This is a genomic window from Arthrobacter sp. Leaf337 (assembly GCF_001423745.1).
GTDB lineage: Bacteria > Actinomycetota > Actinomycetes > Actinomycetales > Micrococcaceae > Arthrobacter.
Genome location: NZ_LMPC01000007.1, coordinates 24,795 through 42,536, shown reverse-complemented (window position 1 = coordinate 42,536; position 17,742 = coordinate 24,795). Strand labels below are relative to the sequence as shown.

Sequence of the window (17,742 nt, the reverse complement as noted above, 5' to 3'; positions counted from 1 at the left end):
TTACCAAAGAACAACCAACACCAGAAAAGGAATCTCCTTTGTCCACCACCGCCACTCTGGCAACCCTGTCCGATTCAAACCTCGCAGCCGATCCCAACTGGTGGCGCCAGGCCTCCGTATACCAGATCTATCCGCGCAGCTTCTCGGATTCGAACGGTGACGGCCTGGGCGACATCAAGGGCATCACAGCCAAAGTGCCGTACCTGAAGGAACTGGGGATCGACGCCGTCTGGCTCAGCCCGTTCTACCCGTCGGCGCTCGCCGACGGCGGCTACGACGTCGACGATTACCGCAACGTGGACCCCAAGCTGGGCACCTTGGAGGACTTCGCCGAAATGTCCGCCGCGCTGCACGAAGCCGGCATCAAGCTCATCGCGGACATCGTCCCCAACCACTCCTCGGACCGGCACGAATGGTTCAAGGAAGCCCTGGCCTCCCCGCGGGGCTCAGCTGCCCGCGAGCGCTACATCTTCCGTGACGGCCTTGGCAAGAACGGCGAGCTGCCGCCGTCGGACTGGGACTCCGTCTTCGGCGGTCCCGCCTGGGAGCGCATCACCGAACCGGACGGCACCCCCGGCCAGTGGTACATGCACATCTTCGCCAAGGAACAGCCGGACCTGAACTGGTCCAACCGCGAGATCCGCGACGACTTCCTGAAGACACTGCGCTTCTGGTCCGACCGCGGCGTGGACGGCTTCCGCGTGGACGTGGCGCACGCCCTCACCAAGGACCTCACGGAGCCGCTGCTCTCCAAGGTCGAACTGAGCGAGGCAAACACCGGCACTGACGGTTTCGCCGACGGATCGCACCCGTTCTGGGACCGCGACGAGGTCCACGAGATCTACGCCGAATGGCGCGAGGTGTTCAACGAGTACAACCCGCCGCGCACCGCCGTCGCCGAAGCCTGGGTGCACGCTACCCGCCGCGCCCGCTACGCCAGCCCCCAGGGTTTGGGCCAGGCTTTCAACTTCGACCTGCTGCAGGCCGATTTCGACGCCGATGAGTTCCACGAAATCATCACCCGGAACCTCGCCGAGGCCACGGCCACCGGCGCCTCCTCCACTTGGGTCTTCTCCAACCACGACGTCGTCCGGCACGCCACCCGCTATGGCCTGCCGATGGGCGGCGGAGTGCACGCCAAGGGCCAGGACGGCAAGGGCTGGCTGCTGGCCGGGGCACCGGCCGAGGAACTGGACGTTGAGCTGGGCCTGCGCCGCGCCCGTGCGGCCAGCCTGCTGATGCTGGCCCTCCCGGGCTCGGCCTACCTGTACCAGGGCGAGGAGCTCGGCCTGCAGGAAGTCGCCGACATCCCCGACTCGGAGCGCCAGGACCCGTCCTTCTTCCGCAACAAGGGTGTGGAAATCGGTCGTGACGGCTGCCGCGTTCCGCTGCCCTGGGCTACGGAGGGCACGTCCTTCGGTTTCGGTGCGGGCCGGGCCCATCTGCCCCAGCCGGCCTGGTTCGGCCGGTACGCCGTGGACGCCCAGGACGGCGTGGAGGGCTCCACGCTGGAGCTATACCGCAAGGCCCTGAAGCTGCGCCGCGAACTGCAGACGGCCGAGGAACTGGAGTGGGTGGAGACCGGCAACCCCAAGGTGCTGCAGTTCACCCGCCACGGCGGCTGGCAGTCAGTGACCAACTTCGGTGCTGAGCCGGTGGAGCTCCCGGCCGGCGAAGTGCTGCTCAGCAGCGCACCGCTGGACGGGAAGCTGCTGCCCGGCAACACCACGGTCTGGCTGCGCTAAGGCCGGGCCAGGCAGCCTCGTTGGCCACACCATGAATCCCGTCCCGGTGGCGGTGCCCGGACAGGGTGCCGCCACCGGGGCTTTTTGCTGCTGGGCCTTCGCAGGAACAAGTGAAAGAGTGACGACATGACTGAACAAACTGCAAGCCTGTCCGGCCAGGAACTGAACCGTAACCAGGAACTGATTTACGGCTGCATGGGCCTTGGCGGCAGCTGGTCCGCCGAGCCCTACGCCCCTGAGCATGTGGACGAGGCGGCCGCCGCGATCGACGCTGCCCTCGACGCAGGCATCACGCTGTTCGACCACGCCGACATTTACCGCGGCGGCAAGGCCGAAGCAGTCTTCGGCGAGGTCCTGGCGATCACACCGGGGCTGCGGGAACGGATCCGGCTCCAGACCAAGTGCGGGATCCGGCTCAACGAGCAGGGACTCGAAACACACTACGACCTGAGCCGCGAGGGAATCCTCGAGCGGGTCAACGGCAGCCTGAAGCGGCTGAAGACCGACTACGTGGATGTCCTCCTGCTGCACCGCCCCGACCCGCTGGCTGACCCCGCCGAGGTGGCGTCCGCCGTCGGGCAGTTGATGGGGGAAGGCAAAGTGCGGGAGGTGGGAGTGTCCAACATGTCCGCCCCGCAGATCGAGGCGCTGCAGGATCATCTGGAAACGGCGGTGGTGGCCAACCAGCTGGAAATGAGCCTGCTGAGGCGGGCGTGGCTGGAAAGCGCCGTGCTGGTGAACCACGCGGAGGGGCTGGATTACAGCTTCCCGCACGGCACTGTGGAGTTCTGCAGCCGGCAGGGGATCACCCTGCAGGCCTACGGAGCGCTGGCCCAGGGCCACTACAGCGGAGCTCCGCCGGAAAGCCCGACACCGGCGGAGGCGGCCACGGCGGCGCTCGTCGCGGAGATGGCGAAGGCCAAAGGAACCACCAGGGAGGCGATCCTCCTCGGGTGGCTCATGCGGCATCCGGCCGGGATCGCGCCCGTGATCGGGTCGGCCAACCCGGACCGCATCCGTGCCTGCGCCGGAGCGGCCCGGATTGCCGCGGCCATGACCCGCGCCGAGTGGTACCGGCTGTGGGTCACGGCCCGGGGGAGCAACATCCCCTAACCCGCCGCTTAACCCAACTAGGTCGCAGTAGATGTCGTTATGAGCCCCCAAAACGACATTAACTGCGACCTAGTTGGGCTTGGAGCACCTACAGCGGCGCCACCACCGAGTACGTGGACGAGTCGCCCTTCAGAGCCTGGCTCTGCTTGCCGTCCACGCCCACCGGAATGTCGCCGGCGATGGTGACGCGGTTGAGCTTGCGGGGCTGGCCGTCGTAGTTGTCCGGGGCGTAGTGCTGGGTGATGCGGTTGTCGAACAGCACCAGCTGGTTCGGCTCCCAGTTCACCCGCACCACGTTCTCCGGACGCGTGACGTAGGCCTGCAGCAGCCGGATGATGTCCTTCGACTCGGTGTTGGACAGCCCCACGATCCGCAGCCGCTGCGCGAAGCCCCCAATGAACAATCCGCGCTCGCCGGTCAGCGGGTGGACCCGGACCACCGGGTGGGCGGTCTCGAACTGCAGCCGGGTGAACTCCTTGCGGCGTTCCTCGGCGTTCTGGTGCTCCAGGTTCTTGGGCACCGAGTAGTCGTAGTCGTTGGTGTGGATGGCCCACAGGGTGTCCGCGAAGTTCCGCAGCTCCTCCGGCAGGTCGGCGTACGCCCCGGCCGAGGACGCGATCAGCGTTTCCCCGCCGTACGCCGGCAGGTCGATGCTGCGCAGCGTTGATGCCTGCGGCGGGTTCACCACAAAGGTGACGTCCGTGTGCCAGTTGTTGGCAGAGCCGTTCTCGCTGTCCACCGGCAGGACGTTCTCTTCCCCCTCCACGGAGGCCACGGTGGGGTGCGCCTTGGTCAAAGGCCCAAAGTGGCTGGCAAACTTCACCTGCTCCTCGTCCGTGCGGATATTCGCCTCGCGGAACACCAGGGCCTTGTGCTCGTTCAGAGCCGCGCGGATCCGGGCCACGGTATCCGCGGACAGGTCCCCGCTCAGGTCCAGGCCGCGGATTTCAGCTCCGATGCGGGAGCCCAGCTTGGCGAATTCGAGCTTGGTTTCGGTGATGGTAGTCATTGCTTTTTCCTTACTGGTTAATGGTGCGTGTGGATGATGCGGTTAGAAGCGTCAGTTCCCGGACCCGACGGCGGTGCGCCAGCGGGAGAAATGCCGCTCAAGGGCGACGAGGAGGACGTTCACCGTCAGGCCCAGAACGGAGACGGTGAGGATCCCGGCGTACATGTCCGGGATCAGGAAGCTCATCTGGGCATTGACGATCAGGTAGCCCAGCCCGGCCTTGGCCCCCACCATTTCGGCGGCGATCAGCACCAGGATGGAGGATGTGCCGGCCATCCGGATGCCCGTGAAGATCGTCGGGACTGCGGAGGGCAGGATGACCTTCTGGAAGAGCCGGAAGCTGTTCAGCCCCAGTGACTTCGCCGCCCGGATGAGCAGCGGATCCACGGTCCGGACGCCGGCGATGGTGTTCAGCAGCACCGGGAAGAACGCCGCGTAGGCCACGATGGTGATCTTCGATTCCTCGCCGATGCCCAGCAGCAGCGTGAACACGGGGAGCAGTGCCAGCGTGGCCGTGTTGCGGAACAGTTCCAGCAGCGGGTTCAGGAACGAGCTGAGCCAGCCATACCAGGCGATCAGCAGCCCCAGCACGACGGCGGACACCACCGCGACGCTGAAGCCGGACACCGAGCGGGTGAGGCTCGCCTGCAGGTGGCTCTGCAGCTGCCCGTTCTCCAGCAGCGTCGCGCCGGCAGCAAGCACCTCGTGCAGCGGGGGCAGGAACACCCGGGTGGAGGGGCTGGCAAGGTACGTCGGGCCCAGCTCCCACAGCGCGAGGAACAGCAGCACGGCGAGCGATTTCCAGCCGGCCCGTCCGGCGATCCCGGCCAGGGCAGCGAGCCGGCCGGCCGGCGTCGGGCGTGGTCCGCTTTCCGGACCGGGTCCCGCCTGCAATGAACGTTCGACGGCGGCAGCCGCCTCAGGCGGTCGGGTCAACACAGCGCTCATCAGGCAGCGCTCCTTTCCTGGGGTTGTTCATCGGGGGCCGATCCATCGGGGAGGATCTTGCGGTGTCCGGAGTCCTGGGCGAGCTTGACCTCGTCGTGCAGGAGGGACCAGACCTGATGCCGGTGTTCCACGAAGGCCGGGTGCGAGCGGACGTCGTCCCCGCCGTCGCGGTCCGGGATATTGATGTCCACAAACTCCTTCAGCCGGCCCGGGCGTGCGCTGAGGACTGCCACGCGCTGGCCGAGGTAGACGGCCTCGTCGATTCCGTGCGTGATGAAGACGATGGTCTTGCCCGTTGCCTTCCAGATCCGCAGCAGCTCGTCCTGGAGCTGCTCGCGGGTCTGCGCGTCGAGGGCGGCAAACGGCTCGTCCATCAGCAGGATGTCCGGCTCATAGGCGAGGCTCCTGGCGATGGCCACGCGCTGCTTCATGCCGCCGGACAGTTCGTGCGGAAAGCGGTCCTCGAACCCCGCCAGCCCCACGAGGTCCAGGAATTCGCTGGCCTTCGCGGCCCGTTCCTTCCGGGACAGGCCGGAGTTTTCCAGGCCGATGGAGACGTTGGCGGAGGCAGTCCGCCACGGGAACAGTGCGTACTGCTGGAAGACGACGGCGCGGTCCGGGCCCGGTCCTGTCACTTCCTTGCCGTCCACCAGCACGCTGCCCGACGTGGGCCGGGAGAGGCCGGCGAGCAGGTCCAGCAGGGTGGTCTTGCCGGAGCCGCTGGGCCCCACGAGGGTGAGGAACTCTCCGGCGGCGACGTCCAGGCTGAGGTCATCCAGGGCGGTCAGCACCGACGGGCCGGCCTGTTTCTTCGTCGTTTTGCCCTGGCGCACCGCGAATTCCTTGGTGACGTTGCGCAGGCTGATTTTCGGCGTCATGACTGTCCTTTCGCTGTCCCGCTCGGCTGCATGAGGAGTGCGGTGGCTCATGGGTTCACCAGTCCGTTGAACTCGTTGGTGTAGATCTTTTTCGGGTCGAGCTCGCCCTTGACGATTCCGGTGTCCTTGAGCCATTTGCCCCAGCGGGTGAAGTCCTCGTCCTTGATCTCGCCCTTCGCGGGCACGCCCACGCTCTTCCAGTACTGCAGGGCAGCCGGGTTCTCGTTGCGTCCGCGCTCCTGCAGGATTTTGGTGAAGCGGGCGATGACTTCCTCGCGCGGTGTGGTCCGCTCCCACTCGATGGCCTTCGCCACGCCGGTGGTGAACGTCCGTGTGGTGTTCGGGTTCTTGGCGATGAAGTCGGTGCGCAGCACGTACGGGCCGCCGGCGAAGGTGCCGAAGAGCTCGGCGTCGCTGAACACCGAGCGCAGGCCGCCGTTGGCGATTGCCTTGTCCTGCAGGATGCTGCCCAGGGACCCGGCGTCCACCTGGCCGCGGCGGATGGCTTCCTCGGTGTCGTTCGGCGGGACCACCACCAGCTGGACCTGCTTGATTTCCTCGGCGCTCAGGCCGTTCTTCTGCAGGTACGTGTTGATGACGGCGTCCGCGTGTGCGCCCAGCGTGTTCACCGCGATCTTCTTGCCGATGAAGTCCCGGGCGGTGCGGATGGGGCTGTCTTCCTTGACGTAAAAGCCGTTGAACGTCTTCTCGTCTTCGCCGTAATAGTTGATGACCGCTTTCACCGGGGCGCCCGCTTCCACGAGCTTGACCACGGCCCCGGCGAAAGCACCGCCGAAATCCGTCTGCCCGGTGGCTGCCGACTGGATATCCTGCGGGCCGCTGATGGTGTTGCCCACCCAGTTGAGCTTGACGTCGCCGAAGTAGCCGAGGTCCTGGGCCAGCTCGGGGAGCGTCACCGTGTTGGCCCAGCCCTGGTAGCGGAGCTCCTTCACCTCGGTGGCACCGGCGGCGGCGCCGCCGGCACCGGCTTCTGCGCTGCCCCCGCAGCCCGACACCGTCATCGCGATGACGACGGCGGCCGCGGCACTCATGATGGTCAGGTGTCGTTTCATTCGGGGATCCTTTGTCAGCATTGGGGGAGGTTTGGAGTGAATCAGCGGTGCTTGTTTGCCTGCCGCTGGAACGATGTAAGCGCACCTTTCCGGCCAAAAAAAGCGTTGCTGTCACGCCGGGAAACCCGCGGAAACGAGCGGAAACAGGACGCAACGCCGGGTCACAAGACGCCCGGTTTCGCCCCGTAACGGCCCGTGAAGGACTTTGACGCGCCGGACGTGCCGGATTTTGGTCGTATTGTTCGCGGTATTGTTCCAGGGCGGACAGCTGTTACTTCGCGTTAGGGCATGCCGGGCGGATACGGTAGGAGTATGACCACCTCTACCTCCGCTGCCGTCGACACCGCACGGCCCGAACGAAACATCCCCGCCGAAATTGCCCGTTCGTGGCTTTTGGTGAACGCAATGAAGCCCGAGCTTTTTGACGTGTCGGCCATGTCGCGCGCGGACTCGATCATCCTGGACATCGAAGACGCGGTGGACCCCTCGCAGAAGGACACCGCCCGCGAGCACGTCATCAACTGGCTCACCGCCGGCGGCCGGGCCTGGGTGCGCATCAACGACGCCACCAGCCCGTTCTGGGCTGCGGACCTCGCCGGGCTGCGCGGCACCCCGGGCCTGCTCGGCATCATGCTGGCCAAGACCGAGTCCGCGGACCAGGTCACCGAGAGCTTCCACCGCATGGACGGCAAAACCCCCGTGATTCCGCTGGTGGAGTCCGCCGTCGGCATCGAGGAAGCCAACAACATCGCCAAGGCCCAGGGCGCCTTCCGGCTGGCCTTCGGTTCCGGCGATTTCCGCCGCGACACCGGCATGGCGGCCACCCCCGAGGCCATGGCCTACCCGCGGGCCAAACTGGTTGTTGCCAGCCGGGTGGGCAACCTCCCGGGCCCCATCGACGGCCCCACCGTCGGTACCAACCACCCGATCCTGCGCGAGCAGACGGGCATCACGGTGATGATGGGCATGACCGGCAAGCTCTGCCTGGCCATTGACCAGACCCACGTCATCAACGAAGTCATCAGCCCGACGCCGTCGGATGTCGCCTGGGCCACGGACTTCATGGCCGACTTCGAGGCCAACGGCCGCGTCATCCGCGACGGTTCCGACCTGCCCCGCCTGGGCCGCGCCGAGAAGATCATGAAGCTCGCGGTAGCCTTTGGGGTGCAGCCGGCGCTCTAGCGCCCCCGGCAGCCAGCCAGCCAAAGGAGACCCCGTGACCGATACCTGCTATCTGGTGCACGGGGTCTTTTGGGATGGTGCCCCGCCGGGTTTTTCACAGACGCCCGGTCCTGCGGCTGCAGGATCCTTCCGGCGGTTTCCGGGAGCTGGAGCTCGACGCCGGCAGCCGGCTGGGATTCCGCGTCGCCGCCGGTGGCAAGTCCTGCCTTGGGCACCATAAGGTGCACGGCCCGGCCCGCCGGGACCACGTTCTCTGCCCGGCCAAGGCGCCGGCCGTCAAAGGCAGTCAGTGCGAGCGCTGCTTCGTGGTGGACGATTTCCGGCTCATCCACGACTTCCACCGCGGCGGCGGTGTACCCCAGGGGCTTCGCGCCTACCTAATGCAGCAGCACTGGTTGTATGTGGCAACGTTCGCCAACGGCGCCAGCAAGGTGGGCACTGCCTCGAACCTGCGGAAGTGGAACCGGCTAGCCGAGCAGGGGGCGGTAGTGGCCCGGTATGTGGCCCGCGCGGACGACGGCAGGGTGGTCCGGATTCTTGAAGACATGCTGACCCGCGACGCCGGCCTGCCGCAGCAGGTCCGTTCGGCGGCCAAGGCCGCTGCGCTGGTGGCCCCGGCACGCGCCGTCGAACTGGATGCACTGAACCGGCGGCTGGCCGGCGAGGCCCGCGCACTGCTGCTGCGTGCCGGCGTCGAAGGTTTCGAAACTGTGGACGAGCGGTGGGCCCGGCCGGGACTGGCCGACGCCGCGTGCACGCCGGCGCCACGGCACGCCTACCCGCATGACCTGGACGCCGGAGCACATGGATTCCGCATTGCCGCAGTGAGCGGCAGCATCGCGGTGGCGGCCTTGGATGGCGCCGACCTGGAGTTCGTGGTGAACCTCGGCCGGTTGAAGGCGCGGACCGTGGAGCTCGGCGACCACCATTCCTCGGAGGTGCCGGCGGTGCAGGAGTCTTTGTTCTGAAGCTGGCACGTAGGCCCGGCACCTAGAATGGGACGGTGCTGACTGAATTCTGGGCCACCGCGTCCACCGCCTACAAAGTGCTCGTCTTCAGTGCCATGGGCCTGATCGCCGTTGGCATTGTCCTCAACCTGGTGGGCAACACGTCCGGCAACCAGGGCCTCGCCGTGGCCTCCTTGCCGGTGATCGGCGTCGGCCTGGTCCTGCACGTTGTGGGGATCGTGGTGCGCGGCCAGCAGATCCGGAAGAACCTCAAGCGGTAGCGGTAGCGGCCGCGTTCCGCAGGACATGGCTCCGGGCGTGCTCCACGGCGGCCGGCAGCGAAGTGAACAGGTGCTTGTGGTGCCGGAGGGACCGGATCACGCCCACGTTCGTCACCAGTTCCAGGTGCTCCGGCTGGACGCCCTTCAGCAGAACGGTGATCCCGCGCAGTTCCAGGGCTGAGATGACCTCCACCAGCGCGTGCGCTCCCGTGGCATCCAGCATCCGAACCTGCGACAGACGGATGATGGCCACCTGGATGTCCTTGACCTCGCTTATTTCCTGCAGGATCCGTTCCGCCGCCCCGAAAAACATGGCGCCGTCCAGCCTGAAGATTGCGATGTGCTTGTCGCCCTCCACATGCGGTCCCGGAACCTCCTCGCGCTTCACCCTGCTGAGCGAGGCGAATTTCCGCAGCGTAAAGACGGCCGCAGCGATGAGCCCGATCTCGATGGCCACGATCAGGTCGAACGCAACAGTGATCAGGGCCGTCAGGACAAACACGAAGGCGTCCGCCCGGGTGGAACGCATGATCGCTGTCACCGTATGCGTCGAGACCATCCTCGTGGCGGTGACCATCAGGATGCCGGCGAGTACCGCGAGCGGGATCTTCCCCACCAGACCGGCCGCCAGGTAGATAATGGCCAGCAGAACGAGCGCGTGAACAATCGCGGCGAGCCGGGTCTTCGCGCCGGACCGGACGTTGACTGCGGTCCGGGCGATGGCACCCGTGGCCGGCATTCCACCAAAGAACCCCGCCGCGACGGACGCCAGTCCCTGTCCCGTGAGCTCACGGTCGGGGCGGTAAACCCCCGAGGGCCTCCCGTCAGGCCCAACCATTCCGGCCGCCACCCGCGCGGAGAGCAGGGACTCGATGGCGGCGAGCGCCGCGATGGAGACCGCGGGCATCAGCAGCCCGCCCAGCGTCGACGCGTCCAGGGAAGGCATGGACGGCGCGGACAGGGAATGCGGCAGCTCGCCGATTCGGGGGATGTCCAGCCCAAGCATTTCCGCGGCCACGGTGGCCAGCAGAACCGCGATCAGGCTCGCGGGCAGGGCTTTGTTCAGCTTAGGGAGCAGGAACATCACGGCGCCCACACCCGCCACCACGGCGAGGGTCTGGATGACGGTGGGGAACGCCGCCCCCGAGGCGGCTTCGACTGCCGCAACGAGGGTGTTGTGGCCCGGGATGCCCGCTGTTCCGGTGGCCAGGGGCACCTGCTGGAGGAAGATGATGGCGGCAATGCCGAGAGTGAAGCCTTCCACCACCGGCCAGGGGATGAAGGCGACGGCGCGGCCCAGTCCGCTGATGCCCAGCGCGCAAACCATCAGCCCCGCCAGCAGCGACACAATCGGAATGCTGCCGGCACCGTGGCTGGCTACCACGGGGGCGAGGACCACCACCATGGCGCCAGTGGGGCCGGACACCTGGACATTGGACCCGCCCATGACGGCGGCCACCAGTCCGGCCACCACTGCCGTGATCAGCCCGGCTTCTGCACCCACGCCCGAGCTGACGCCGAAGGCCAGCGCGAGGGGGAGTGCCACAATCCCGACCGTGATGCCGGCGGTGAGGTCCGACTTCCACGAGGACCGCAGCCCGTCGTAGTCGCGGCGGGACGGCAGGAACGCCCGCAGTGTGCGCAGCCCACTCACGAGGACGGACCGGACAGTTGAGCGCCAGGGCCGGCCAGATGCCCGCCAGGCAGCTCCTGCGCCAGGCGGAGCTGCTCATTGGTGTCCGCGAGGGTGTCCAGCAGGAACGTGCGGGCAATGGCCAGGAGTTCTGCGATCTTGGGGTGGGCCAGGCGGTAAGTCACTGCATTCGCGGAGCGGACCGAGGTCACCACCCTGTGCCGGCGCAGCGTTGCCAGATGCTGGGAAAGGTGTGAGGCCTCCAGCCCCGTTTCGGCCAGGAGGAAGCTGACCGGGGCTGCGGTGTCCGGGGCGGCTGAAAGCAGCTCAAGGATCCTGATGCGCGCCGGATGGGCCAGGGCCTTGAAGAGGTTGGCCTTGATTTCATACAAAGGTGCCTGTGCCGGGGAAATCATGGGGACCCGCTGTCGACTGGTTTTGCGGCAGCCGGTGGGGAGGCCTTCGCGCGAATTGATGAAATGATGAATTCATCATACCGCGACCTGGGGCGGGCGGCAGCCTGCCCTCTCCTCGTAACCGGCCGCCGTCCTGCGGCGGGGGAGCGATAGGCTTGAGGCCATGACTATCAATCCGGATCTGCAGGGCCGTAGCTACCCTGCCGCAGAGGTGTACGACGTCGGCCGCGAGAAGATCCGCGAGTTCGCCAGGGCGGTCAAGGCCACCCATCCCGCGCACTTCGACCTGGAAGCAGCCAAAGCCCTTGGCCACAGCGACCTCGTGGCGCCGCCCACCTTCGCCATCATCATTGCCCAGCGCGCGGACGCCCAGCTGATCGAGGATCCGGAGTCCGGCATTGACTTCTCCCGAGTGGTCCACGCAGACCAGCGCTTTGTCCACCACCGCCCGATTGTTGCCGGCGACAGGCTCGTTGCAGAGCTGCACGTGGACGGTGTCCGCGCCATGGGCGGCGGTGCGATGATCACCACTCGTTCAGAAATCTTCGTTCTCACCGGCGACGGCACAGTAGGCTCGGGCGTTTCCCGGGAGGCCGTCTCCACCACCACCTCGTCCATCCTGGTCCGCGGAGAGGGACAGTAACCATGAGCACAACATCCATCGCCCCCGTTCTCTCGGATCTCGCCGTCGGCCAGGAGATCGGCGGCCGCAGCATCACCGTCACCCGCCAGGACCTGGTGAAGTATGCCGGCGCATCCGGCGACTTCAACCCGATCCACTGGAACGAAGCCTTCGCTACCGGTGTGGGGCTGCCCGGCGTTATTGCCCACGGCATGTTCACCATGGGGGCCGCAGTCCAGCTGGTGACCGACTGGGCGGGCGACCCCGCCGCCGTCGTTGATTACCAGACCCGCTTCACCAAGCCGGTCCTGGTCTCGGACACCACCGGCACAGACGAACCGGGGGCCGTCATCGAGGTCAGTGGCGCCATTGGCGCGCTTGACGCCGATGCGGGCACCGTCCGCGTGGACCTCACCGTGGTCTACGCCGGACAGAAGGTCCTTGTGAAGGCCCAGGCTGTCGTCAGGCTTGCGTGACACGGTGTGCCTGACGAGGATGCTGCCGTGAGCAAGGACGTCTTCGTCCCGTCTGCCGAGATCACCCACTGGCGGAACGCCGTGGTGGTGGCCTACGGGGCCAGCGGAATCGCGTTTTCCACCTGGGTGTCCCGGCTCCCGGCCATCAGGGACGGACTGGACCTGACACCGGGGACCGTCGGACTGCTCCTGCTCTGCATGACCGCCGGCTCTTTTCTCTCCGTCTCGGCTTCGGGGCTCATCGTCCTTCGGCTGGGCTCCAAGCGGACCATCCGGATCGGCAGCATCATGGTGGGCGTCGGGCTGCTGCTGGCCGGATTCGGCACGTCCGTGCTCGCCAGCCCGGTGGCGGTTGCCGCGGGCCTGGCGGTCATCGGGCTGGGCACCGCCAGCTGGAATACAGCGTCCAATGTCGAAGGCGCCGCGGTGGAACGCGCCGTCCGCCGGCACATCATGCCCCGGCTGCACGGGTCCTTCAGCCTCGGAACGGTGGCCGGGGCCGGGCTCGGCGCCTGGGCCGCGGGCGCTGGCATTCCCGTGTTCTGGCACCTGGCCGCCGGCGGCCTCCTGGTTGCCGGCTCGGTGGCAACCGCCGCTTCCTGGTTCCGCGCGGACATCACTCCGGTCCAAGGCGAACGCCCGTTCAAGGCCTCCGGGACAGACACGTTCGAGGACCCGTCCACCGGGCCCATTCCGATCGTCCGGCAGACGGACGCCGTCCCGGAGCAGCCGCTGGACAACAAACGCCTGATCGCCCAGGCCTGGCGCGACAAGCGCACGCTGCTGCTGGGCGTGCTGGTCCTCGGGCTCGCACTTGCCGAAGGGGCGGCCGGCGACTGGGTGGCGCTGGCCCTGGCGGACGGCCACGGGCAGACGGACGCTGCCGGAGCAGCAGGCTACGGGCTGTTCGTCACCTTCATGACCATCGGCCGTTTTGCCGGCACCCTGGTCCTGGACCGTTTTGGCAGGGTTCCCGTGATGCGCTGGTGCGCAGCACTGGCAGTCGCCGGACTGGGGCTGTTCGTGTTCGCCCCCGTGCCGTGGCTGGCCTTCGTGGCGCTGGCTGTCTGGGGCCTCGGAGCTTCCCTCGGTTTCCCCGTCGGCATGTCCGCGGCCGCCGATGATCCGGTCAAAGCCGCTGCCCGCGTCTCCGTAGTGTCCACCATCGGCTACGGCGCGTTCCTGTGCGGGCCTCCCCTCCTGGGGCTGCTGGCCGAACACGTGGGCATCCTCCACTCCCTGCTTGCCGTGATGGTGATGCTTGTGGTCAGTTTCCTGCTTTCGCCGGTGGCCAAGAAACTTTCCTGAATCCCGGTCCCTTCCGAATGACCGATAGGCTGGACAGGTGACCCAGACTTTGCTTTCCGACCTGACCACTGCCGCCGTCGGCGGTCCCGCCGGCAACTACATCGAAGCGCGCACGGAGCCGGAAATTATCGACGCCGTCCGCACCGCAGACGCCGCCGGTGGGCAGTTGCTGATCATCGCGGGCGGGTCCAACCTGCTCATTTCCGACGACGGGTACCCCGGCACGGTGCTCCGGATCGCCTCTGGGGGCTTCACCGTCACCGCCGAGGATTCCTGCGGCGGCGTCGCCGTCGTGGTCCAGGCCGGACATAACTGGGACGCCCTCGTGGAGCATGCCGTGCGCCACGCATGGTCCGGAATCGAAGCACTTTCCGGCATCCCCGGGTCCACCGGTGCCACACCCGTGCAGAACGTGGGCGCCTACGGCTCGGACGTATCCCAGACCATTGCCGCCGTCCGGACCTGGGACCGGGAACGGAACGCCGTCCGTACGTTCACGAATTCGGAGCTGAAGTTCGGGTACCGGGATTCGGTCCTGAAGCAGACCACGGTCCAGGGTTCCCCGCGCTACGTGGTGCTCACGGTCGAGTTCCAGCTGCCGCTGGGACGGATGAGCGCCCCCATCAGGTATGCGGAGCTTGCGAGGTCCCTTGGCGTTGAGCCTGGAAAGAGGGCGTACTCCAATGACGTGCGCCGGGAGGTCCTGCGGCTCAGGGCGTCCAAGGGCATGGTCCTGGATACGGCGGACCGCGACACCTTTTCCACGGGATCGTTCTTCACCAATCCGATCGTCCCCGCGGAAGCGGCCGATTCGCTCCCCGCGGACGCTCCCCGGTATCCGGCCGGAGCTGACGGGCTGGTGAAGCTGTCAGCCGCGTGGCTGATTGACCATGCCGGGTTCGGGAAGGGATACGGGCTGGAAGCCGGGAGCGTCTCCGGCGGGCGGGCCTCGCTGTCCACCAAGCACACCCTGGCCATCACCAACCGGGGTGGTGCGAGCGCGGCCGACATGGTGGCCGTGGCACGTGAGGTGAGGGCCGGCGTCGTCGAACGTTTTGGCATCGAACTGCACCCGGAACCGCTGCTGATCGGGATCGACCTTTAGGGACCACCCGCTCAGTTCCCGCTATGGCGCGGAACTACCTTGCTGAACAGCATGAACGTGAACCCCGATGCCGCTGCACCCAGCAGGAACACCTGGCAAAACGCCACGGACTGCGCACTGGGGCCGTTGCGGAGGACCAGCCCGGCGCAGGCGAACACCACAGCGCCCGCCAGCAGGGCGAAGGCAGCCAGCAGGAAACTCCTGACAGTCGGCGGCATCTCGCTGCCCGGCTCAGGGGCGCCACCGCCGCCCTCGTGGTCAACGGCGCGCCAGCCGCGGTGCCGGGGCTGGAGCAGGGCGGCCGCGATAAAGCTAAGGACGGCAACTCCCATGCTCACGGCCGAAAAGAACTGCAGGGCCTGCACGGTGGGGGAGAGGCTTGTTCCGCCGGCAACGGCGATGGAGAGCCCTGCGCCCATTCCGGCGGCACTGGTGACCCAGCCCAGCAGGGCAAGGGCCCGGCACAGGGGCCGCAGGTGCGGCCAGAGCTCTCCGATGGTCATCCACCCAGCGTAGGGACCCCGGCTGTAAAACGGCTGGGAGCCTGCGGTGTACTGCCAGTGACCCCAGACCCGCATCGCCCCGCACGCGACCTACGATGGGGCTATGGGAGTTGGCGAACGGACCAAGGTCAGGACAAGGGTCACCCGGCACGTCATCGGACGGCTGCGCCTGGCCGCGCAGGGACTGCTGCCGCCGGGGTTCGACTCGCCGCCGGAGGCCGTGCGGTGGATGACGGCCATGCAGGCCCAGGACCTGCAGGCGGCCCTGTGGGCCGTGGGGCTGAGGGTCCCCAACGCCGGCGTTGACGCTGTACGGTCTGCGCTGGACGAAGGGCTGGTTGTCCGCTCGTGGCCCATGCGCGGGACACTCCACCTGCTGGCCCCCGAGGACCTGCGGTGGATCCTGGACATCACGGCCGACCGCCTGCTGCGCGGAATGGGCGGGCGACACCGCGAGCTGGAGATTGCTGCCCGCGACGTGGACGTTGCCCGGGAGGCGGCGCTGGAACTCGTCTCGGGCGGCGGAGCGGCCACCCGCCAGGAGCTCTTCGCGGCTTTTGAAGCAGCGGGACAGTCCACGGTTGGCCAGCGCGGCATCCACCTGCTGGGGGTCCTGTGCCAGCGGGCCTGGCTCGTCCAGGGACCGCTCGCGGGGAACCAACAGCTCATCAAGGCGTTCGACGAGTGGATTGCGAAATCCCGGGAACTGGACCGCGCCGAGGGTATCGCTGAGCTGGCGTTGCGGTACATGCTCAGCCACGGCCCGGCCACGGAGCGCGACTTCGCCTGGTGGTCCAGCACCCCGGTGACGGAGGTCCGCAGCGCGCTGGCGGCCGTGAAGGACCAGCTCGTCGAGCTGGAGTTCGAGGGAGCCAGCTACTGGATGGCGCCCGCCACCGCGGCGCTGCTCGACGACGGCGTTCCAGGCCAGCGCTCCGTGCTGGCGCTGCCCGGGTTCGACGAGTTCCTGCTGGGCTACACGGACCGGTCACTGGTCCTGCCGCCCGAACACGCCCAAAAGGTGGTCCCCGGCGGCAACGGGATGTTCAAGAAGACCATTGTGGCCGGCGGGGAAGTGATCGGTACGTGGGCGCGGAAAGGATCCGGCCGGACGGCCGCCGTCGTGCCTGAACCGTTCGACACGGTTAACGGACTGCGGCCCGCGGCCCAAAAGTCATTTGAGCTGCAGGCCGCAAGGTACGTGAAGTTCCTCGGCTAGAGCGTACCGGTGGCGATGTTGAGCATGCGGCGCAGCGGCTCGGCGGCGCCCCACAGGAGCTGGTCGCCCACGGTGAAGGCGCTGATGTATTCCGGGCCCATTTCGAGCTTGCGGATGCGGCCCACGGGAATGTCCAGGGTGCCGGAAGCGGCCACGGGGGTGAGGCCCGCCATAGAGTCTTCCTTGGTGTTCGGAATGACCTTGGCCCACTCGTTGTCCTCGGCCAGGAGCTTCTCGATCTCGGCCACGGAGAGGTCTTCGCGGAGTTTGAGGGTGAGGGCCTGGGAGTGCGAACGCATGGCGCCGATCCGGATGCACAGGCCGTCCATCATGATGTGGTTCTCGCCGGCGGTACCGAGGATCTTGTTGGTCTCGACGCCCGCCTTCCACTCTTCCTTGGACTGGCCGTTGCCCAGGTCCGCGTCGATCCAGGGGATCAGGGAGCCGGCCAGCGGGACGCCGAACTGTGTCGCGTCGATGTCGGTGCGCTGGTGCGCCAGGACCTTGCGGTCGATTTCCAGGATGGCCGACGCCGGGTCATCCAGTTCCGAGCTGACCTCGGCGTTGAGCGTGCCGAACTGGCTGAGCAGTTCGCGCATGTGGCGGGCGCCGCCGCCGGAGGCAGCCTGGTAGGTCATGGAGGTGCCCCACTCGACGAGGCCGTTCTTGAACAGGCCGCCGAGCCCCATCAGCATGCAGGACACGGTGCAGTTGCCGCCGATGAAGTCCTTGGTGCCGTTGGCGAGGCCCTTGTCGATGACGTCGCGGTTGATGGGGTCCAGCACGATGATCGAGTCGTCGTTCATGCGAAGGGTGGAGGCGGCGTCGATCCAGAGGCCGTCCCAGCCGCGGCTGCGCAGCTCGCCGTGGACCTGCTTGGTGTAGTCGCCGCCTTGGGCGGTGACGATAATCGGCAGCTTAGCCAGCGTGTCGACGTCGAACGCGTCCTCGAGCTTGCCGGCCGCGCCCGCGGCAGAGCCGGCGAGAGTCGGGGCGGCACCTCCGGCGTTGGAGGTGGAGAAGAACACCGGGTTGATGTTGGCGAAGTCGCCTTCGTCCTGCATGCGCTGCATCAGGACGGAGCCGACCATGCCGCGCCATCCGACCAGGCCGACGGAGGGGGTAGCTGCTGTAGTCATTCGACCAGTTTAGACTTCGGAACCGGCACGGCGCAGTCGGTTACGTCACGGTCCGGCGGACGGCAATGCGGAACCACGCAGGCCCTCCCCGAAGCGGTCAGGCGGACTCAGTCCCTCGCAGAGTTGCGCCTGGTGGGCAATTCGA

General features: G+C 67.3%; 18 protein-coding genes. 10 read left to right on the top strand and 8 right to left on the bottom strand.

The genetic code is table 11. The annotated features are described in order from the left end of the window. The first annotated feature begins 38 nt into the window (after positions 1-38). Both ASF98_RS07330 and ASF98_RS07325 read left to right on the top strand, forming a co-directional pair. The gene (locus ASF98_RS07330; RefSeq protein ID WP_055799606.1) at positions 39-1,745 is read left to right on the top strand and encodes a glycoside hydrolase family 13 protein; all 1,707 of its coding nucleotides are present in this window, start codon (positions 39-41) and stop codon (positions 1,743-1,745) included. Positions 1,746-1,871: 126 nt separating this feature from the next. Continuing rightward, on the top strand, positions 1,872-2,858 hold the full coding sequence (locus ASF98_RS07325; RefSeq protein WP_055799603.1) for an aldo/keto reductase: 987 nt from the start codon (positions 1,872-1,874) through the stop codon (positions 2,856-2,858). An 88-nt stretch (positions 2,859-2,946) separates the two neighbouring features. Here the strand turns inward: ASF98_RS07325 and ASF98_RS07320 are convergent, their stop codons facing one another. Genes ASF98_RS07320 through ASF98_RS07305 form a run of 4 tightly spaced genes read right to left on the bottom strand, consistent with a single transcriptional unit; the run spans position 2,947 to position 6,766 of the window. Then, complete coding sequence (locus ASF98_RS07320) at positions 2,947-3,867, bottom strand: TauD/TfdA dioxygenase family protein (RefSeq protein WP_055799600.1); 921 nt, start codon at positions 3,865-3,867, stop codon at positions 2,947-2,949. Between the two features lie 51 nt (positions 3,868-3,918). Beyond that, on the bottom strand, positions 3,919-4,815 hold the full coding sequence (locus ASF98_RS07315; protein WP_055799597.1) for an ABC transporter permease: 897 nt from the start codon (positions 4,813-4,815) through the stop codon (positions 3,919-3,921). Continuing rightward, positions 4,815-5,693, bottom strand: a complete 879-nt coding sequence (locus ASF98_RS07310; protein ID WP_055799594.1) for an ABC transporter ATP-binding protein — start codon at positions 5,691-5,693, stop codon at positions 4,815-4,817. Before ASF98_RS07310 ends, ASF98_RS07315 begins: the two co-directional genes overlap by 1 nt. 47 nt (positions 5,694-5,740) lie before the next feature. Beyond that, the gene (locus ASF98_RS07305; RefSeq protein WP_055799591.1) at positions 5,741-6,766 is read right to left on the bottom strand and encodes an ABC transporter substrate-binding protein; all 1,026 of its coding nucleotides are present in this window, start codon (positions 6,764-6,766) and stop codon (positions 5,741-5,743) included. Positions 6,767-7,078: 312 nt separating this feature from the next. Between ASF98_RS07305 and ASF98_RS07300 the strand changes: the two genes are divergently transcribed. The 3 genes from ASF98_RS07300 to ASF98_RS07290 all read left to right on the top strand — a co-directional run bounded on the left by ASF98_RS07300 (position 7,079) and on the right by ASF98_RS07290 (position 9,176). Next, positions 7,079-7,948, top strand: a complete 870-nt coding sequence (locus ASF98_RS07300) for an HpcH/HpaI aldolase/citrate lyase family protein (protein WP_055799588.1) — start codon at positions 7,079-7,081, stop codon at positions 7,946-7,948. Between the two features lie 74 nt (positions 7,949-8,022). Continuing rightward, positions 8,023-8,916, top strand: coding sequence for a DUF2797 domain-containing protein (locus tag ASF98_RS07295; protein ID WP_235505673.1), 894 nt, complete (start codon positions 8,023-8,025; stop codon positions 8,914-8,916). A 35-nt stretch (positions 8,917-8,951) separates the two neighbouring features. Then, positions 8,952-9,176, top strand: coding sequence for a DUF3188 domain-containing protein (locus ASF98_RS07290; RefSeq protein WP_055799585.1), 225 nt, complete (start codon positions 8,952-8,954; stop codon positions 9,174-9,176). Here the strand turns inward: ASF98_RS07290 and ASF98_RS07285 are convergent. Both ASF98_RS07285 and ASF98_RS07280 read right to left on the bottom strand, forming a co-directional pair. Then, complete coding sequence (locus tag ASF98_RS07285) at positions 9,166-10,830, bottom strand: SulP family inorganic anion transporter (RefSeq protein ID WP_442854031.1); 1,665 nt, start codon at positions 10,828-10,830, stop codon at positions 9,166-9,168. The two genes, ASF98_RS07290 and ASF98_RS07285, sit on opposite strands and share 11 nt — an antisense overlap. Continuing rightward, positions 10,827-11,225, bottom strand: a complete 399-nt coding sequence (locus ASF98_RS07280; RefSeq protein WP_055799582.1) for an ArsR/SmtB family transcription factor — start codon at positions 11,223-11,225, stop codon at positions 10,827-10,829. The genes ASF98_RS07285 and ASF98_RS07280 overlap by 4 nt, the downstream gene beginning before the upstream one ends. A gap of 163 nt (positions 11,226-11,388) precedes the next feature. Between ASF98_RS07280 and ASF98_RS07275 the strand changes: the two genes are divergently transcribed. The 4 genes from ASF98_RS07275 to ASF98_RS07260 are packed head-to-tail and all read left to right on the top strand — an operon-like array spanning position 11,389 to position 14,736. Further along, complete coding sequence (locus tag ASF98_RS07275) at positions 11,389-11,868, top strand: FAS1-like dehydratase domain-containing protein (protein WP_055799579.1); 480 nt, start codon at positions 11,389-11,391, stop codon at positions 11,866-11,868. A gap of 2 nt (positions 11,869-11,870) precedes the next feature. Then, entirely contained in the window at positions 11,871-12,323 is a 453-nt protein-coding gene (locus ASF98_RS07270; RefSeq protein WP_082506753.1) for a MaoC family dehydratase, read from the top strand. 27 nt (positions 12,324-12,350) lie between these two features. Next, positions 12,351-13,631, top strand: a complete 1,281-nt coding sequence (locus ASF98_RS07265) for an MFS transporter (protein WP_200939322.1) — start codon at positions 12,351-12,353, stop codon at positions 13,629-13,631. A gap of 37 nt (positions 13,632-13,668) precedes the next feature. After that, positions 13,669-14,736 carry a UDP-N-acetylmuramate dehydrogenase gene (locus ASF98_RS07260; protein ID WP_055799573.1) on the top strand — a complete coding sequence of 356 codons (1,068 nt, stop codon included), beginning with the start codon at positions 13,669-13,671 and terminating at the stop codon, positions 14,734-14,736. Positions 14,737-14,747: 11 nt separating this feature from the next. Here the strand turns inward: ASF98_RS07260 and ASF98_RS07255 are convergent, their stop codons facing one another. Continuing rightward, a complete protein-coding gene (locus ASF98_RS07255; RefSeq protein ID WP_055799570.1) occupies positions 14,748-15,239 on the bottom strand; it encodes a hypothetical protein in 492 nt (163 codons plus the stop codon). 103 nt (positions 15,240-15,342) lie between these two features. On the opposite strand from ASF98_RS07255, the gene ASF98_RS07250 reads away from it, so the two are divergent. Next, positions 15,343-16,458, top strand: a complete 1,116-nt coding sequence (locus ASF98_RS07250; RefSeq protein WP_055799567.1) for a winged helix DNA-binding domain-containing protein — start codon at positions 15,343-15,345, stop codon at positions 16,456-16,458. On the opposite strand, the gene asd is transcribed toward ASF98_RS07250, so the two are convergent. Then, positions 16,455-17,597, bottom strand: a complete 1,143-nt coding sequence (gene asd, locus ASF98_RS07245; protein ID WP_055799565.1) for an aspartate-semialdehyde dehydrogenase — start codon at positions 17,595-17,597, stop codon at positions 16,455-16,457. The genes ASF98_RS07250 and asd overlap by 4 nt on opposite strands. Between the last annotated feature and the right edge of the window lie 145 nt (positions 17,598-17,742).

Coding starts and splice junctions, on each gene's coding strand:
- ASF98_RS07325 (WP_055799603.1), top strand. CDS start 1,872: ATGACTGAACAAACTGCAAGCCTGTCCGGCCAGGAACTGAACCGTAAC.
- ASF98_RS07320 (WP_055799600.1), bottom strand. CDS start 3,867: ATGACTACCATCACCGAAACCAAGCTCGAATTCGCCAAGCTGGGCTCC.
- ASF98_RS07315 (WP_055799597.1), bottom strand. CDS start 4,815: ATGAGCGCTGTGTTGACCCGACCGCCTGAGGCGGCTGCCGCCGTCGAA.
- ASF98_RS07310 (WP_055799594.1), bottom strand. CDS start 5,693: ATGACGCCGAAAATCAGCCTGCGCAACGTCACCAAGGAATTCGCGGTG.
- ASF98_RS07305 (WP_055799591.1), bottom strand. CDS start 6,766: ATGAAACGACACCTGACCATCATGAGTGCCGCGGCCGCCGTCGTCATC.
- ASF98_RS07300 (WP_055799588.1), top strand. CDS start 7,079: ATGACCACCTCTACCTCCGCTGCCGTCGACACCGCACGGCCCGAACGA.
- ASF98_RS07295 (WP_235505673.1), top strand. CDS start 8,023: ATGGTGCCCCGCCGGGTTTTTCACAGACGCCCGGTCCTGCGGCTGCAG.
- ASF98_RS07280 (WP_055799582.1), bottom strand. CDS start 11,225: ATGATTTCCCCGGCACAGGCACCTTTGTATGAAATCAAGGCCAACCTC.
- ASF98_RS07275 (WP_055799579.1), top strand. CDS start 11,389: ATGACTATCAATCCGGATCTGCAGGGCCGTAGCTACCCTGCCGCAGAG.
- ASF98_RS07270 (WP_082506753.1), top strand. CDS start 11,871: ATGAGCACAACATCCATCGCCCCCGTTCTCTCGGATCTCGCCGTCGGC.
- ASF98_RS07255 (WP_055799570.1), bottom strand. CDS start 15,239: ATGACCATCGGAGAGCTCTGGCCGCACCTGCGGCCCCTGTGCCGGGCC.
- ASF98_RS07250 (WP_055799567.1), top strand. CDS start 15,343: ATGGGAGTTGGCGAACGGACCAAGGTCAGGACAAGGGTCACCCGGCAC.
- asd (WP_055799565.1), bottom strand. CDS start 17,597: ATGACTACAGCAGCTACCCCCTCCGTCGGCCTGGTCGGATGGCGCGGC.